The organism is Romboutsia sp. 1001713B170207_170306_H8 (assembly GCF_015550495.1).
Lineage (GTDB): Bacteria > Bacillota > Clostridia > Peptostreptococcales > Peptostreptococcaceae > Romboutsia_E.
Map to the genome: position 1 here is coordinate 325,125 of NZ_JADNAX010000003.1, position 18,097 is coordinate 343,221.

Sequence of the window (18,097 nt, forward strand, 5' to 3'; positions counted from 1 at the left end):
TTGTTTATTAATATTTATGACTTTTCTATTAGGATATGTTCACCATCTTTGCGATAACTAATAATTTTGCTTATATAAGAAAAAATTATAAAACCAGTATAAGCTCCAAGTGAGTTAATTAAAATATCATCAATCTCTGCAAATCTTCCACCAAATAATTGTAATAATTCTATACTAAAACTAGTAGTAAATCCTATAATTAAAATTTTCTTTCCATTAACTCTTAGTTTTTTAAATACACATGGTAATAAAAATCCATATGGTAAAAATAATAAAAAGTTTAGAAATAACATCATTATAGATACATCTTTAAAAGGTATCAGATTCATGTTATACATGCCATTCATTACATATGAAAAATAAAACTTCATTCCTATTATCCCTGTTATTTTCAATAGAGTTATTGTATATGTAAGTAACATAACTTCAAATATAGATTGCATTAATTTAAATATTTTTCTTTTTTTGTTATCCATAATATACTTAAAAATACTAAGTACATCTTAAGAGCTATTACTATATTAGATGTTAATATCCAAATACCCGTCCAAATATATTGATCCATCATTTGCCCCTTTTCTTCTTCTTTTTCTGCTTATTATCTATTAAAATTTATTTTCTTTTATATTTATTAATATTATTGATATTAAAATTGACAGTATAATTACTACAATATAATTAATTAAACTATTATCTATAATAAAATAACTAAGTTTTGTTATTTTTCCTATTACTCTAGATAGAACTATAATCATAGGATGTAATATATAAATATATAAGCTTAGTTGTCTTAAGTTTTTCATTTGTATATTTTTAAATTGTAAGCATATCTTAAATAAGAAATATACAGCTGCTACTAAAAATACTGTCATACTATCATGTTTTGGTATGTTATATATTTTTAATATTGTAGATTCTATAAAAAATAATAAAAAGAAAATTATAAATAATAATAAATCTCTTTTTAATAATTTATCTACTTTGTTTTTATCATACATACATGATAATTTATAACCTAAAGTAATATATATAGGCGCAAAGAATAAACCATTTCTAGTATATTTAAATATTAAAAATAAAATATCATATGTATGTTTTAATAAACTTATATTGTTAGATATTCCATAATAACTATCTCCAAATAAACCTACAATATATAAAAGTATTGATATAATTAATGTGTTTTTTAGTTCAAATCTACTTATTAGTAAATAAACTATAATCATACCTAATATTAATGCAGGAAGGTACCAAAGATGATACATAGTTCCATTAAATATTAAGTCCTTTAAGATACTTAATATACTGTTATTTTCCTTAAAGTAACCATTATATAAATTAATAGGAATATAAATAATTATTGAAAATAAATATAATTTAAATACTTTATTTATATATTTAAATAAAGATTTATTATTGTTACATTTATCATCACTTAATTTTATTGAAAACAAATATCCAGATGATATAAAAAAGAATGGTACTGCTAATCTTGAAATTATTCTAGTTAATATAAAGTTTGCAGAGTCACTATAAGTAATTAATGGATCTGTATGAATTGTAATTACAAGTATTGATGCAATAAACTTAAATAAGTCTATATTACCAAATCTTATTTTATCATTTACTTTTTCATAGTTCATAATTAGTCTCCATATGTTCAAATGAAGTAATTATAAAACCATCAACATTATTTCCTGATATATTATACTTTTTATGTTTATCTAGATTTATTTCTACTGCATTACCTTTCATTTCAATATAGAATATCTCTATTTTTGAGTTATTTTCTTCTATTTTTAAATGATTAGTGTTATATTTAAATTGTTTTAAAAAGTCTATATACTCTTCTAAGCAATAATTATATTTATTAATCAACTTTGCATGAGGTGTTCCTACATACCTAAAATGCCATTTTTCCTCTGATATATTTGTTATGTTTTCTTTATCTTTTTTATATCTCATTATAAATCCATATTCTTTAGCTAAATCTTTGAAATCTTTGCATATTCCATAGTCAGGAAAAGATGGACATATAAAATCTACATTTTCTACTATCTCTCCAAGGTCAATTGCTAATCCAGTTTGATGCTCACTTTCTTTTGGTCTTGCTACATATTTTTTTGTATACTCTATTCCATTTTCTAATATTGAATTATTATATATTTCTTCTTGTTCTTCTTCACTTCTATATCCACTAACTGCTATAAGCTTCTTTCTTGCATTTATACTATCAATTAAATTTAACAGTGGTTTAATTATTTCTTGACTAACATATATTGGCTTATCACAATAAATTTCAAAATATAAGTTATCTATAGGGAGTAGCTTTACTCCCTTTTGTTTAAATTCATTACCTTGATTGACTAATATTAAGTTCCCTAAATATAAATCTTCCTTTGTAAGTTTTATAGTTTCATATTCTTCATTTTGTAAATAAGAATCTTTTTTATATTTATCTATTAATACATTCATAATAAAACTTCCTATACACTTAAAGTTTCAACTAGTTCATTTACTAATGTAACTTCAATTAATTTATCTATTAATTTAATGTAACTAAGCCCTATTAAGTCCATCATTTTAGGGTATCTACTACTTCCAGTAAATCCTGGTATTGTATTTACTTCATTAAAGAATATATCTCCGTTTTTATCAATAAACATATCCACTCTTGCCATTCCTTCACAAGAAAGTAATTTATATATTTTAATAGCAGTTTTCTTTACTTCCTCAAGCTTAGTATCACTAATTCTAGCTGGTGCATGAATTTTGGATGTTTCTAAAGTGTACTTTTCATTAAAATCAAAGAATCCTCTTGATAATTCAATTTCATCAACTCCACCAACTATAAGGTCACTCTTTCCTAAAACTGCACATCCAACTTCAAATCCATCTATTGCTTCTTCTATTACTATCTTATTATCATGAATAAATGCTTTTTCTATAGCTTCATATAAGTCAGATAAATTTGATACTCTTGTTATACCTATTGAAGACCCTGATTTTGCAGGTTTTATATATAGCGGAGTTTTCATATTTTTTTCTTTTATTATATTAACTACATTTTCATATTCTTCAAAGATTGTTACTGATTTAGCTACATTTATTCCAGCTTCGCTTACTATGTTATGAGCAATTGCCTTGTCCATACAGATTGCTGATGATAAAGTCTTACATCCTACAAATGGTATTCCTGATAATTCTAATAATCCTTGTAGTGTTCCATCTTCTCCAAACTTACCATGTAGTATAGGAAATACTACATCTACTTTTATTATTTTTGTTTCAAAATTATCTATTTCTATAAATCCTTTATGACTTCTACATGGTGATATAAATGCTTCTTTACAGTCTTTGTTATTAAACCATGTATTATTTCTTATCTCATCTGTTGTTCCGTTAAATCTTAACCATTTTCCTTCTTGAGTTATTCCTATCATCATAAGATTGTATTTTTCTTTATCTATATTATCTATAACAGCAGAAGCAGATTTTAAAGATACCCCATATTCATTTGATTTTCCGCCAAATATTATTAATACATTTTTCATTTTTATATTCTCCTTTTTATTTAACTAACTTATTTGTTTATGAGTTTATTCTATTTTACAAACCTTAAGTAATTTATAAGTAATTCTTAAGTTTTCTTAAGTTGATAAAATAAAAATAAAGGGATAAACTCACATAGAGTTCATCCCTTTTTACCACTAAAAATATGTATCAATAACTTATTCATCATCTTTCACATACTCAAGAATATCTCCTGGCTGGCAATCTAAAACCTTGCATATTTCATTTAAGGTAGTAAATCTCACAGCTTTAGCTTTATTATTTTTCAATATAGACAAATTAGCCATAGTAATTCCTAATTTATTAGAAAGCTCTGTTGCACTCATTTTTCTTTTTGCCATCATCACATCTAAATTCACGATTATAGCCATATAATATCCTCCTTAAATAGTTTTATCATTTTCATCTTTAATCTCTATGACTCTTTCAAACAATTTAGATGAAATAAGTGCAAACACGCCTATTGCCAGTGATAAGAATGAAACTATAACACAACTAAAAATAGTAATTGCATAAAGATATATATCAAATGCAAAGTAAAATATTATATTCATTAAGTTAAAAATAATAACTTCGCTAAAAGCACAATAAGCAATATTATTTATATACTTTGGTATACTTCTTGAAAAAGCATCTTTACTTGTAATATATTTACATAATCTTCTTAAATTAAATAATGCAACTACATAAGGAAGTGCACAAATATAAACCCCTCCAGTTATCGTTACTATAAATTTTGATTCAATACCTATATCTGCGCTTTTACTAAGTGCCCCTAATATAAAAGGAATACCTGCTAACAACATTATAGTTAATAATATACCTACTAAAACTATAATATTTAAAATTTTAGAATAATTATTTTTCATTTTTACACTCTCCTTTTTTAATTTATATAAATATATTAATATATTTTTTATATAAATACAATAATTTTTTATCGATAAACAATAAATTTTTATTATTTATCATCAAATTTTAATTTATCATATTACATAAAAAAAGGATATCTCCTTTAACGATTGAAAAATCATTTTGAGATATCCTACTTTTATTCATTTCACTATAAATTTAATTATTATAAACTATATATATCAGAAAATTCTATATGACACTTTTCCACATGAAAATCTTTACTATCATAATTATGTACATGCTCATCTTCTTTATCTAATAATCTAATAGGTATATTAAATACAAATTCAGTTCCTTTATTAACATTGCTATACACTTGTATATTTCCACCATGCATTTCAACTATTGCCTTTACTAAAGATAAACCTATACCGCTACCTTCACATCTTCTAGTTAAAAGGTTATTTGCTTGTCTAAATCTATCAAATATTACATCTAACTTATCTGATGGAATACCAACTCCACTATCCTTAATTGATACAATTACATTTTCTAAATCTGAAGTTATATTAACATTGATAATTCCATTATTAGGAGTGTACTTAATAGCATTAGATAAAAGATTAAGTATTACTCTTTCTATTTTATCCGGATCACAAGCAGTTATAACTTCTTCTATATCTGTATCAAATATAAGCTCTATATTTTTATCTTCCACATAATCTACTACAGAAAGAGTTATATCTTCTATGATACTTACTATATTATTATTTGAAGGATTTAAATTATAATATCCTATATCTACTTTACTTATATCTATAAGATTATTTACCAATCTTAAAAGTCTATATGAATTTTGTCTTATTGTATCTATATATTTAAATAAGCTTTCTGAATTTAATTTATTATTTTCTATGTTTTTCTTCGTTAGTTGCATTGTCCCTAAAATTATATTTATAGGAGTTTTAAATTCATGTGATATATTGGCAAAGAATTCATTTTTAATACTTTCCAAATGAACTTTCTCTTCTAACTTTTTCTTTTGTTTTTCTATATTCATCTTCTCGGTTATATCCTTTGCCGTTCCCACAATTATCTTTTTTTCATCATCATATTTAAGTCTCCAGTCTAACCATATATATTCACCATTTTTGTGTAAATATCTATTAGTGTGCATATATGGTGTGCCTAACATATCAATTCTATATATATTATCTTTTATATCCTCTGGATGCATAAACTCTCTATATGAATGATTAATTAATTCATCTTCACTCCACCCTAATAACTTGGTCCAATTTGAATTTATTTTTAAAAAGTTACCATTTTCATCAAAAATAGAAACTAAATCTACTGCTGTACTTAAATAAAGTTCTAATTCTTGCTCTGTTGATTCTCTTTTTTCATTTTCTAATATTACTTCTTGTAAAAGTCTACTATTCTTAATTATCATAGCTATACTATTACATATAGATTTCATAAACTCTTCTTGATTATAAACTGGAGTACATTTGCATTTATATGAGATATTTAAGATACCTATAAATTCATTATAAAGTCTAATTCTATATGAACCTACATATGTAAGATTTGGCAAATATTGTGGATTTTCATCATACTTTATTAAAGAATCCTCTACTTTAGTTAACCCTTCAAATTTACCATTTACCATACTTTCATATCCTTGTTCACTTTTTATTGGTATAAAATCTATATTTTTAAAAGCTTTCTTCGCATCATTAAGGACAGTATATGGAATAAGACCATTTTTTTCTTTATCATATAATAATATAGAAAGACCATCTGCACCTATTCGATCTACAATTTTTTCACCTATTCTTTTTAATAAATTGCTCATATCTATGAAATTTGATGTAGCTGTATCTAAATTTGTTAAATTTGTTATTTGATTATAGTTTTTATAGAGCCCATCTTTTACTACTTTTTCTAAGGTTATATCCCTTAGTGTACATGCCATATACTTAAACTCTCCATCTTCATCATATACTGGAGATTTATATGCATTATACCAGACCTCTTCACCATTACCTAATCTTCCTCTTTGATTACACGATCTATCTTCTCTTGAATTTATAATTTCTCTATCACTAGATTCATATTCATTAACTAAGCATTCATTTGCATAATCTCTCATAGATAAACCTATTATATCGTCTTTATTTTTTAGAAATATACCTGCAAATGCTTTATTTACATATAAATATCTTGAGTTTTTATCTTTTATATATGCCTTAACTTCACATTTATCTAATAAGTTTTCTAAGTCTTCAATTGTATAATATTTATATTTTATATCTTTAGATATTATAAATATACATTCATTTTTTTCAAAGTAATCTATACTTATATTACTATATAGTTTTATTATTTCCTTATCTTTAGAGTAAAAATTTAAATCAATTTTTATATCTTTTGATGTTTCTAACATATTTATATCAAAATCATCTTTATTTAATAAAATATCTTTTAGTTTAAGCTTGTATAAATCATCTTTATATTTTAACCTTTTTAATAATTTATCATTTGCAAAAACTATATCCCCGTTATAATTTATTACTAACACATAACTGTCAAATTTGTTAAATACTGATTTCATATTTAATTAATATTCCCCTCACAATATAATACTAAATAAGAATTTTTATATTATAATCTTATCATTTTATTCATTTAATTACAATTTTTGAAAATATATTTTACATTTCATACTCTATTATCTTTTATATATTTATAATAAATAAAAATTTTAAAAAAAAGCGCTATAAACCTAGCACCTTTTTATACATCATTCATCATATAATTTATATCTATATTCTTTTTTAATATCTTTTTTTCAAAATATTTATTGAAGAACTGTACTAATGGTCCAGTTCCAAATGCAATTATAAGTGTACTTATACCTATACTTCCACCAAATACTATTGCAAGTATAACACAAATAGTATCACAAAATACTCTCCATATTCCAAATTCAAATCTAGTTTTTTCTGACAGTATAATTGGTAAACAATCATAAGGTGCAATTCCTAGATCCGCTGTAATATAAAGCGACATACCTATTACTTGTACTAATAAAGCAACTAATAATAATATTAACTTTCCTAGTATAGTACTTGGTGCAGCTAAAAATTCACCATATAAAAAACTAAAGTATTGAACCATATAGCCTAAAAATAACATATTTACAATTGTTCCAAGTCCCATTAATTTTTTTATAAGTGAAAAAAGTGTTACAAACAAACCTATATTAAGACACATTTGAAAAATCCCCAATTGAATAGAAAACTTATTACTTATTCCAATAGTCATAGACATAAATGGATCTACCCCAAATCCTACATTTCTAAATAATGTTATTCCTATTCCTAAAATTATATTGCCTATTATCATTATAAGTAATCTTTTGTTTTTTTGCTTAGTAACCTCATTCATTCTCCAAATACTCCAATTCGAATTTTATTTTTGTATATAATTACATTAATTTAATAATATAATTAATAATTACTATTGACACAAATATATATACTATGTATTATAGTTTAGTACAAAACATATTTAAAAAAGGTGATATTATGATAAATAAAGATAAATTAAAGCTAGGACTTGATATTAGTAAAATAAACCACATAATTTCAAGAAAGATGGATGCTGCTGTAATTAACGCAATAGATGATAATTTAACTGTATCTCAAGCTTATGTAATAGATTTTATTTCTAATATAGAAAAAAGTAAAGATATATTTCAAAAAGACTTAGAAAAACAATTCGACTTAAAACGTTCATCTATTAGTCTTATGCTAAATAATATGGAGAAAAGTGATTTAATTCAAAGAATACCTGTTGCTAAAGATGCTCGTTTAAAGAAAATAGTTTTAACAGAAAAATCTATAGAACTTAACGAGAAAATTTCTAATGCAATTGATTCAATTGAAAATAAATTATCTAATGATTTAACACAAGAAGAAATAAAAGTGTTTTATAAAGTTCTTAATAAAATGAGAAATAGTCTAGAATAATTTTTAATCTCTAGACTATAAGATATTATATAAATATTGTTTTGTGCAAAACTTAATTTAAGTAAGGAGATTGATATATGACAAAAGTATCTAATTTTACAGAAGGTAAAATATTTTCACCTTTATTAAAATTTACAATACCAATACTAATGGCTCTGTTTTTACAGACTATGTATGGAGCTGTAGATTTACTTATAGTTGGGCAGTTTGGTAATGCTGCTGATGTATCTGCTGTTTCAACTGGAAGTCAGGTAATGCTTGCTATAACATCAATGATTACTGGACTTACTATGGGAGTTACTATATTAATAGGACAAAAACTTGGCGAAGGAAAAAGAGAAGAAGCAGGAAATGTTGTAGGAAGTGGTATTTCAATATTTGCTGTTCTAGCTATAATTATAACTATTACTGTTGTTAGCTTTGCACCTTCTATTGCAACTTTAATGCATGCTCCAGCAGAAGCTTTTAATAATACAACTTCATATATAAGAATTTGTGCTATGGGTGCAGTTTTCGTAATTTCTTATAATGTTATTGGAGGAGTATTTAGGGGTCTTGGAGATTCAAAAACACCATTTATAACAGTTGGTATAGCTTGTATAACAAATATTATAGGTGATTTAATATTCGTTGGTGTATTTAAAATGGCAGCAACAGGTGCAGCTTGTGCTACTGTTTTGGCTCAATCAACTAGTGTAATTTTATCTTTAATATTAATAAAAAAACGCGGACTTCCTTTTGAGTTTTCTAAAAAAAGTATAAAGTTCCATAAGAATTTAACTTCACAAATAATTAAATATGGTGCTCCAATAGCTCTACAAGATGTCCTTGTAAACTTATCATTTTTAGTAATTATGATGATAGGTAACTCAATGGGAGTAATTGCATCAGCAGGTATAGGTGTTGCTGAAAAGTTGGTTGGATTTATAATGTTAATACCATTATCATTCTCTCAATCAGTATCTGCATTTGTGGCACAAAACTATGGTGCTATGAAGTATGATAGAGCTAAAAAAGTTTTATTCTATGCTGTATTATCATCTTTATGCTGTGGAGTTTTAATGTTTTATATTACATTCTTACATGGAAATTTACTTTCAGGAATATTCTCTAAAGATGATGCTGTTATTTTAGCTTCTTGGGATTATATGAAAGCTTATGGAGTTGACTGTTTATTTACTGCTATCATGTTTAGTATGGTTGGATATTTCAATGGATGTGGCAAAACAACATTTGTTATGATTCAAGGTATAGTCGGTGCTTTTTGCGTTAGAATACCTGTATCATATTTAATGAGTAAGCTAGAACCTGTATCTTTATTTAAAGTAGGTCTTGCAACACCAATATCTACTTTAATTCAAATTATATTATGTGTATCTTTCTTTGTATTTTTATCAAGAAAATCAAAAAAAGAAGATATGATATTAGATATTGCAAATTAATATAATCTAAATAAATTATAATAAGAACTCCAATATAATTTATCATATTAGAGTTCTTATTATAATAGCTATTCTTCACTTATCTTTTTATCTAAAAATAAATTAAATAAATAAGTTATTATAGAAAATATAAATGCAGTTAACATTGAACAAGAAACACCTTTAATAAGGTATTCTGACATTCCAATTATAATCATAGTTAATGGTATACCTAATATAAAATATAATATATTATGTTGAATATCTGTTAATCCTTTTATCTCTTTTAATACCTTTAAAAAGCATACCACTATAAAATCTATTGGTATACTTAAAATCAATAATACTCCAAAAACTTCGCCAAAGACCAAAAACTATCGTATTTTAGTCCAAATAATAATAAAATAGATCCTCCGAAAAAAAATATAAATCCATAAATTATTGAAATTAGTATAATTCCAGCAATTATCATTAATATAACATCTTTTATATTTTTGTCATTTCTCATAAAAGTCTCCTCATAGTTAATAGGTTCGATTGTTCAATTATAATATAGCTTAGACAATTATACTAGTTATTAACTTCTTAATTTTACATATATTTTTATACTCATCTTATTATTTTAAATAAGAATAGAATGTATATTATTTACTCATATTAAATTTATATAACTTTAATACGGAGGATTATCATGAGTGAATTTTTAGTAGAATTTAGAAATTTTATTACCAAAGGTAAAGTAATCGATTTTGCTTTAGGTGTTATTATAGGAAATACTTTTTCTAAAGTTATATCATCTGTAGTTTCTGACTTAGTTATGCCTATAATTAGTATTTTCTTTAAAATTAGTGATTATAAAGATTATACAATACCTATTGGAAATGGTGGTGCTTCTATTGCTATAGGAAGTTTTATTGATAATTTAATGAATTTATTATTAATAACAATTATATTGTTTTTATTTGTTAAGATGGTAAATAAAATAAAAAAAGGAGATGCTATAAGTTTAAATAGTGAACCTTCAAAACCTGATGATATAGCCTTATTAGAAGAGATACGTGATTTACTAAAAAACAAAATAAAGTAAAGGTCGCAATGCTATGCTACCTTTACTTTATTTTGTCTCTGAATTATTCCTTTTTTATTATCCTATATTAAAGGTTCATTTCATTTTTGATACATTTTCTCCAAAGAATAAGAGCAACAACTACAGATATTGCCCCACTAATTGTTGGAGTTACAAATATTCCATAAACACCAATAAATTTAGTTAAAACTAAAGTCATAAATAATGGTAATACTACTGACTCTGCTAACATAAGTACAATAGATGAAGTAGCTTTTTCAAGTCCTGTCAAAAATCCACTTACCGTCATAATAAACCAAGTAAATAAATATGATGGTGCATATAAAAGTAGTGCCTTCTTAGCCATGTTTATGACAGCTATGTCTGACTTAGAAGAAAACAATCTAACTAAAAAATTAGGAAATACAAATATTATAATCATTGTTAAAATAGAAATAGTAAGTGCTACAGTACAAGTTATTTTGAAAAAAGTCATTATACGTTTATTATTTTTAGCACCATAGTTATAACTAATAACAGGTTGTACAGAATCTATCATTCCAAAAAGCATTGGTACAATTAATGATTCTATATACATAACAATAGAATATGCCGCTACTCCTACTGCTCCACCAAAATGAAGTAAAAAAATATTCATAATAATTGCCATAACAGATCCAGAAATATTACTAAAAAATTCTGAACTACCATTGTAAATAATTCCTAATATCTCTTTTATTTTTATTTTTGGTTTTGTAAATTTAAGTACTACTTTTTTCATAATAAAAGGATATATTAAAATTACTGTTCCAATAGACATACTTAATGAACTAGCAAGAGCTGCGTATTCTATCCCTAGTTTTAAATATCCTATAAAAATAGCATCTAGAATAATATTAAGTACTGATACACTTATATTTATCCACATACTCATATTAGCCTTACCACATATTCTTAAATAATTATCTATAGCAAAAAAAGGAGCTATAATTGGTAAGAACCAAATAAAAACATAAGCAAACTTATATGCATGCTCTGCAAGTTGCTTATCTTTAATTAAAATAAAAATAATATCTCTTGCAAAAATTAAACTTAAGGCTGCAAAAACAATATTTAAAATGAATATAAATAAAATGGCTACTGAGAAAATTTCACTTGCTTCTTCTTCTTTCTTTTCACCTAGTTTAATCCCTATCTTTACAGCTGCTCCTGATGCTATCATATCTCCAAATGCAAAAACAATCATAATTATTGGAAATACAAGATTTATAGCTGCTAAAGCCTTACTTCCTATTACTTTACCAACAAATATTCCATCTGCCATCATATATATAGATGAAAATAGCATACTAATTAAACTTGGTACTGCTAGCTTAGCAAATAACTTTTTCGGTTCCATTATTCCAAAATGTTCTTGATTCATTATCTTATCTCCTTACAAAGTGCAAACATAGCATCAATATTAAATCTCCAAATCTTTCTTGCATCAATTTTAATATTACAAATAAATGATTTATCTAAACCTATGATCATATTATGTATATTTTGAGAAAATGTTTTAAGGTCTGCTTCTTTACTAAATGCACCTATTTCCCTACCATGCAAAGCAATTTTGTACAAATTATCTGCTATAATATTTTCACATTCATCTACTATCTTTTTTGCTTCATCAATTCTAGTTGTTTGTAAATCTATTTCAGCACAAATTTTGCGTATATCTATATCTTCTTCATATGATTCAATAAACTTATCACCATACTCATATAATGCTTTTTTATAATCTTCAATTGATGTAATAGACTTTATTTCATCTAAAATAATACCAAAGTTAGATGGATATGTTTCTTTAATTATATTAATAAATACTTCTTCTTTTGAATTAAAATAATGATAAAATGTTGGCTTTTTCACACCAGCTAATGTACAAATCTTGTTTATAGATGCTTTTTCATAACCTTCTTCAGCAATTAATTTATACATAGCTTTAATTAAATTTTCCTTAGTACTATTTTTAGTCATTAATTTCTACCCTTTCTATACCGACCGTTTGGTATATAATATATCACCTTTATTTTATCATGTCAATTAATACAGTAACTTTATAATTATTAAATAATAAAAAGTTTATTTTTATTGATTACTATCTAAATTAGATAAAAAGGATATGCATTTTTGTTTTTGCATATCCTTACACTTTAATAATCCATTAAGTTTATATTAATTCTTGCTAAACTTTCAAATTTTATATTAGTAAATATAATTCCATTAAAAATTAAATAGTTTATCCTTCTATATATGTTTACTCTATTGTTCCTTTAATATTTTCATATTCATCTTTAGAAAATTTAATTAATGCTCCACATTTTTTACATCGAAATGCTGGTACTATATATAATCCTAATTTAAAGAACAATACATATATCAATATTAATGATAACTTAAAATATAATATAGATGCTAATAGTATAATTACTGATACCAATTCTATCATTGGTTCATATATAGCTCCTATTAATATTAATAATGATACTGCAATTAATAATATTATTATAGCTATGCTTGTCATTTTTGATTTAAATATTCTTAAGTCAACATGTTCGCCACATTCAGGACATTTACCTATATTAGTTGCAGTTTTAATATAAATCACCACCTAATTATATATAATTATTAATTATTATATTTAAAAATTATTTTTAGGTGCTTGTCCTAAAAAAAATTCTAAAAGTTCAATATGAACTTTTAGAATCTTTTATATTTCTATTTAAATTTATATTATTTTAATGAGAATTTATAAATTGTCTTTTCCTTAAATAAATCATTCTTTTTTAATACTACAGATGGAAAATGCTTATGCTCTAATGCATTTGGATAATACTGTGTTTCTAGGCATAACCCGTATCTTTCATTGTAATTAACTCCATTTTTTCCAAGACGATTTGATAATACATTCCCACTATAAAATTGAACTGCTGGACAAGTAGTGTAAAGATCCATTTTTATATTGCTTTCATCTCCACATAAAAAGCCTGCATATTTTAAATCTTGCTTTGAATCTAATATATAGTTATGATCATACCCTACTCCATTTTTTAATTGTACATATGTATCATTAATATCTTTTCCAATTTGCTTTTCACATCTAAAGTCAAAAGGCGTATTTTCTACACTTAATATTTCTCCTGTCGGTAAGCATTTTTCATCATTCTCAGTATAATAACTGGATTCTAAACTTAACGTATGATTTAATATAGTTCCACTACTTTCTCCATTTAAATTAAAATATGTATGGTTAGTAAGATTTACTACAGTATCTTCATCACTTTTTCCTTCGTAGTTTATTATTAATTCATTCTCATCATTAAATTCATATTCAACTTTTACAATTAAGTTTCCTGGATATCCTTCTTCTAAATGTTTTGATTCTCTTTTTAAGACTAGCTTGTTATCCTTTACTTCATATTCCCATATATGTTTATCAAATCCCTTATCTCCACCATGTAGGTGATTACCTCTATCATTAGTTGCCAAGTTGTATACTTTTTCGTTAAGTTTAAATTTACCTTCTTTTATACGATTTGCATGTCTACCTACAACAGCTCCTAAGTATCCATCATTATTTTCGTATTCTGATATTGTTTTATATCCAAGGCATACATCAACTTTTTCACTATTTTTATCTGATATAACTATATTTCTTATTGTTGCTCCATAGTTTAAAACTGTTATATAATTCCCTTTTTTATTTTCTAATTTAAATTCATATATTTTATTTTTGTTTTTATCAATTCCAAATTCTGTTTTTAGTATACTCATTTATCTCTCCCATTTTTATATAACTAGAAATAGATAAGAGTTATATTTAATAATTCTTATCTATTTCTTATGATTTATATTATATTGCTTTTCTATTTTTTAATATTTCTAAGTCGTTTTTATATTCGTCTTCTGTATATTTATATGTAGATAGTACTATTATTCTTATAACTGATCCTAATACAGGAATTATAGATATAGCTAAGAATAATCCATTAAGTGTTTCTGGTGATTGTACTGAAACATTAGCATTATATCCTATAAATGTTAATACTGCTCCACTTAAAGCTCCTGATATTGCTGCTGCAAGTTTCCCAGTAAATGTTTGTCCACTAAATATTATAGCTTCACATCTTTTGCCAGTTTGTACTTCACTATATTCTATAGTTTCTGCTATCATAGTAGACATTATAGGACCTGCAGATGCATGTAAGAATTGTGTTGCAGCAAGCATTATCATTAATAACGTTGCATTATCGTACCCCATTAAGTAAAGAGCTACTCTTACTGCTATATCAATTGAAGCAATTCCTAATAATATATGTTTTTTCTTAAACTTCTTAGTTAACATTGGTATAAAGAAGAACCCTAGCGCACTTGCAGTTCCTACTATACCAAATATAGTCATAAGTCCATCATTTCCCATATTATAAGTAAAGAAGTATATTACCATTCCGTTTACAATATTCATAAATAAATTCATAAAGAATATTATTAACATTTTGAATAAATGTTTATTTGCTTTTAAAGTATTTACAACATCTTTTACTGCAACTTTTTCTGCTTTAGATGGCTCTACTCTTTCTCTTATAGTAGAATATCCAAACATCATAAATGCATAACCAACTACCATTATAGCTATAACACCTAGTAAATATCCTTTAGATAAGTCACCTTTTCCAAACATTATAACTAATGGAGGTAATACTGATCCAACTATACCTATACCTGCAAAAACTCCTAAGTTAGCTGCAGTTACTAAGCTAGTTCTTTCTTGTGGATCATCTGATATAACTGCTGATAATGACCAAAATGGTATATCTGATATTGTATAAACTGTTCCCCATAATATATATGTAATACCAGCATATATAACCTTACCACTTGTAGATATGTCTGGAGATACGAAGCATAATATACTTGATATCATTACAAAAAGTGGAGCAAACTTCATATATCCTTTGAATTTACCTGATTTTGTTCTTCTTGTATCCATAAACCCTGCTACCATTGGGTCATTTACTGCATCCCAAACTCTAGCTATTAAAAATATTGTACTTGCTGCTGCAACTGATATTTTTAATATATTAGTATAGAAAAATAATATAAATGAACCAACTAATCCGTAACTAAAGCATTGTCCAAATCCATAAGCAAAATATCCAAAGTACTCCTTTTTACTTACAGATGTGCTTATATTATTTTTTAATGAACTCTCCATTATTCTTTTCCCCCTTTAATTTATTTAAAAATAAAACCTAAATTATGTTTATACTCTAGTATTTCCCTTATTATCTTTGGATCAAATTTATATTCATGGTTATGGTCTAACAATCCATTTATCTCTTGTTCTACATCTGAAAGCTGTGTATAACATAAACCACAAACATCTTCAATGTCCATTACTACTTCTGTTAATTCCTTAATCTTATTAAGTACTGATTCTTCTCCTATAAGTCTTTCTCCATATCCCCATGTAGCATCTTTTTCATCATCTTTACTTGTATCATATGCTACACCACCATATTCACTTATTATGATTGGTACATTATTATACTCATACCCTTTGCTATAACATCTTCTTGTACTTGTTCTTGATGGCGATCCATTTGCTGCTTCATTTATATTTTTATAACTTTCTCTCATTGTATCTTTATCAGAATTATAATCATGTATCGTTAATATATCAGTTGTTGTATGTTCCCATCCATCATTTCCTACTACTAATCTAGTACTATCTAATGATTTTGTTAAATATACTAAAGCATTTACAAAGTTTTGTTGTCTTACATCTTTATATACTTCATTAATTCCCCATGACTCATTTAATAATGTGTATATTATTACTGATGGATTATTGTAATGCTTATCTATAAATTCATATAATTCTCTAGTTACATTTTCATTAGTTTCTTTACTATATTCAAATGTACTTGGCATCTCAGCCCACATTACTAAACCTAAAGTATCACATAAATACATAAATCTATTATCTTCAATTTTTTGATGCTTTCTAACTCCATTGAATCCCATTTCCTTTATTTTAAGTACATCATCTTTTAACTCTTCTGGAGTTGCTGTTAATCCACCATCCTTAAAGTATCCTTGATCTAGTACTAGTTTTTGATAAAATTCTTGATTGTTTAAATATATCTTTTTACCTATAGACTCTACATTTCTCATTCCAAAATAACTATCTATAGAGTCAACTAGTTCATTGTTTTTGTATAACTTGAATTTTATATCATATAGATTTGGTGTATTTGGAGTCCAGAAATTTAGTCTAAAATGAGGATTTTCAGAACTTACATCTACACTTAGTCTACTCCTTTGTGATTTGAACATTGTTGTAAATTTATTGATTAGCTTATCTTCAAAATATATCTCTCCTACAAGGCTTGTATCATTATCATCTTCACCTATAAATATATCTAAATCAATAGATGCATTATCTATATCTGGTGTCATTTTTATATTTGTTATGTAATTTTGACCTACTTCTTCAATCCATACAGGTTGCCATATACCCACAGTTCTTGTGTACCAACATAAAAAGTTTGTATCCTTCCATGATTGTTTTCCTATTGGTTGTCTACAAGAATTTCTATCTTCAACTTTTACTACTATTGAATTACCTTCCTCTTTAAGATAATTAGTAATATCTAAGTTAAAAGGTGTATGTCCTCCTTTATGAGTAAACATATGATTTTCATTAATCCATATATCACACTTATAATCTACTGCTCCAAAGTTTAATATGTACTTCTTATTTTTCTTAACTTCTAGGTTTAAATCTTTCTTATACCATACTATTTGATTATCTTCATTTAATCCTATACCTGAATTTTTAGTATGATAACTATATGGAACAATTATATTAATTTTATAAAAATCATCATTTAAAAATTCTTTACTTATTTCCCCTAAATTTTCATCATCAAAAGTAAATTTCCACTGTCCATTTAAATCTATCCAATTTTCTCTTATAAATTGAGGATTTGGATAATATAACTTCTTTAACATATGATACCCCCTAATTTAATTATATAAAGTTAACTATACAGTTAATCATATAACTAATTACACATTCTATTTTCAGTATTTTTATA

At 25.1% G+C, this 18,097-nt stretch carries 18 protein-coding genes and 1 pseudogene; 3 read left to right on the top strand and 16 right to left on the bottom strand.

Annotated features, from left to right (window positions below):
- Window positions 1-14 precede the first annotated feature (14 nt).
- From I2A66_RS08660 to I2A66_RS08695, 9 genes are all read right to left on the bottom strand, one after another.
- Window positions 15-476: a VanZ family protein gene (locus tag I2A66_RS08660; protein WP_195251445.1), complete on the bottom strand. Its 462-nt coding sequence runs from the start codon at window positions 474-476 to the stop codon at window positions 15-17.
- Window positions 443-565, bottom strand: coding sequence for a hypothetical protein (locus tag I2A66_RS17420; RefSeq protein ID WP_279309970.1), 123 nt, complete (start codon window positions 563-565; stop codon window positions 443-445). The genes I2A66_RS08660 and I2A66_RS17420 overlap by 34 nt, the downstream gene beginning before the upstream one ends.
- A gap of 40 nt (window positions 566-605) precedes the next feature.
- Window positions 606-1,643, bottom strand: coding sequence for an acyltransferase family protein (locus I2A66_RS08665; RefSeq protein ID WP_147515857.1), 1,038 nt, complete (start codon window positions 1,641-1,643; stop codon window positions 606-608).
- On the bottom strand, window positions 1,633-2,475 hold the full coding sequence (locus I2A66_RS08670) for a D-alanyl-D-alanine carboxypeptidase family protein (protein WP_122638705.1): 843 nt from the start codon (window positions 2,473-2,475) through the stop codon (window positions 1,633-1,635). Before I2A66_RS08670 ends, I2A66_RS08665 begins: the two co-directional genes overlap by 11 nt.
- A gap of 11 nt (window positions 2,476-2,486) precedes the next feature.
- A complete protein-coding gene (vanG, locus tag I2A66_RS08675; RefSeq protein WP_207734755.1) occupies window positions 2,487-3,554 on the bottom strand; it encodes a D-alanine--D-serine ligase VanG in 1,068 nt (355 codons plus the stop codon).
- 177 nt (window positions 3,555-3,731) lie between these two features.
- Window positions 3,732-3,944 (bottom strand): helix-turn-helix domain-containing protein, encoded by a 213-nt coding sequence (locus I2A66_RS08680; RefSeq protein ID WP_122638703.1) that lies wholly within the window; start codon window positions 3,942-3,944, stop codon window positions 3,732-3,734.
- 12 nt (window positions 3,945-3,956) lie between these two features.
- Window positions 3,957-4,442: a DUF2975 domain-containing protein gene (locus tag I2A66_RS08685; protein WP_122638702.1), complete on the bottom strand. Its 486-nt coding sequence runs from the start codon at window positions 4,440-4,442 to the stop codon at window positions 3,957-3,959.
- Window positions 4,443-4,651: 209 nt separating this feature from the next.
- Window positions 4,652-7,045, bottom strand: a complete 2,394-nt coding sequence (locus tag I2A66_RS08690; protein WP_195251447.1) for a PAS domain S-box protein — start codon at window positions 7,043-7,045, stop codon at window positions 4,652-4,654.
- 182 nt (window positions 7,046-7,227) lie between these two features.
- Complete coding sequence (locus I2A66_RS08695) at window positions 7,228-7,881, bottom strand: YczE/YyaS/YitT family protein (protein WP_195251449.1); 654 nt, start codon at window positions 7,879-7,881, stop codon at window positions 7,228-7,230.
- Between the two features lie 140 nt (window positions 7,882-8,021).
- On the opposite strand from I2A66_RS08695, the gene I2A66_RS08700 reads away from it, so the two are divergent.
- Both I2A66_RS08700 and I2A66_RS08705 read left to right on the top strand, forming a co-directional pair.
- Window positions 8,022-8,465, top strand: a complete 444-nt coding sequence (locus I2A66_RS08700) for a MarR family winged helix-turn-helix transcriptional regulator (protein WP_122638699.1) — start codon at window positions 8,022-8,024, stop codon at window positions 8,463-8,465.
- A gap of 77 nt (window positions 8,466-8,542) precedes the next feature.
- Window positions 8,543-9,907 carry an MATE family efflux transporter gene (locus I2A66_RS08705; protein WP_122638698.1) on the top strand — a complete coding sequence of 455 codons (1,365 nt, stop codon included), beginning with the start codon at window positions 8,543-8,545 and terminating at the stop codon, window positions 9,905-9,907.
- Between the two features lie 68 nt (window positions 9,908-9,975).
- Here the strand turns inward: I2A66_RS08705 and I2A66_RS17855 are convergent.
- A pseudogene (locus I2A66_RS17855) lies at window positions 9,976-10,394 on the bottom strand (YrvL family regulatory protein).
- Between the two features lie 183 nt (window positions 10,395-10,577).
- On the opposite strand from I2A66_RS17855, the gene mscL reads away from it, so the two are divergent.
- On the top strand, window positions 10,578-10,973 hold the full coding sequence (gene mscL / locus I2A66_RS08720; protein ID WP_122638696.1) for a large conductance mechanosensitive channel protein MscL: 396 nt from the start codon (window positions 10,578-10,580) through the stop codon (window positions 10,971-10,973).
- A gap of 67 nt (window positions 10,974-11,040) precedes the next feature.
- Here mscL and I2A66_RS08725 read toward each other — a convergent pair whose 3' ends face one another.
- From I2A66_RS08725 to I2A66_RS08750, 6 genes are all read right to left on the bottom strand, one after another.
- Complete coding sequence (locus I2A66_RS08725; RefSeq protein WP_195251452.1) at window positions 11,041-12,375, bottom strand: MATE family efflux transporter; 1,335 nt, start codon at window positions 12,373-12,375, stop codon at window positions 11,041-11,043.
- Window positions 12,375-12,971, bottom strand: a complete 597-nt coding sequence (locus I2A66_RS08730) for a TetR/AcrR family transcriptional regulator (protein ID WP_122638694.1) — start codon at window positions 12,969-12,971, stop codon at window positions 12,375-12,377. Before I2A66_RS08730 ends, I2A66_RS08725 begins: the two co-directional genes overlap by 1 nt.
- 280 nt (window positions 12,972-13,251) lie before the next feature.
- Window positions 13,252-13,605: a hypothetical protein gene (locus I2A66_RS08735; protein ID WP_124097555.1), complete on the bottom strand. Its 354-nt coding sequence runs from the start codon at window positions 13,603-13,605 to the stop codon at window positions 13,252-13,254.
- 122 nt (window positions 13,606-13,727) lie between these two features.
- Window positions 13,728-14,768: an aldose epimerase family protein gene (locus I2A66_RS08740; RefSeq protein ID WP_122638692.1), complete on the bottom strand. Its 1,041-nt coding sequence runs from the start codon at window positions 14,766-14,768 to the stop codon at window positions 13,728-13,730.
- A 79-nt stretch (window positions 14,769-14,847) separates the two neighbouring features.
- The gene (locus I2A66_RS08745) at window positions 14,848-16,209 is read right to left on the bottom strand and encodes an MFS transporter (protein WP_122638691.1); all 1,362 of its coding nucleotides are present in this window, start codon (window positions 16,207-16,209) and stop codon (window positions 14,848-14,850) included.
- 20 nt (window positions 16,210-16,229) lie between these two features.
- Complete coding sequence (locus I2A66_RS08750) at window positions 16,230-18,011, bottom strand: sugar-binding domain-containing protein (RefSeq protein ID WP_195251453.1); 1,782 nt, start codon at window positions 18,009-18,011, stop codon at window positions 16,230-16,232.
- Window positions 18,012-18,097 lie beyond the last annotated feature (86 nt).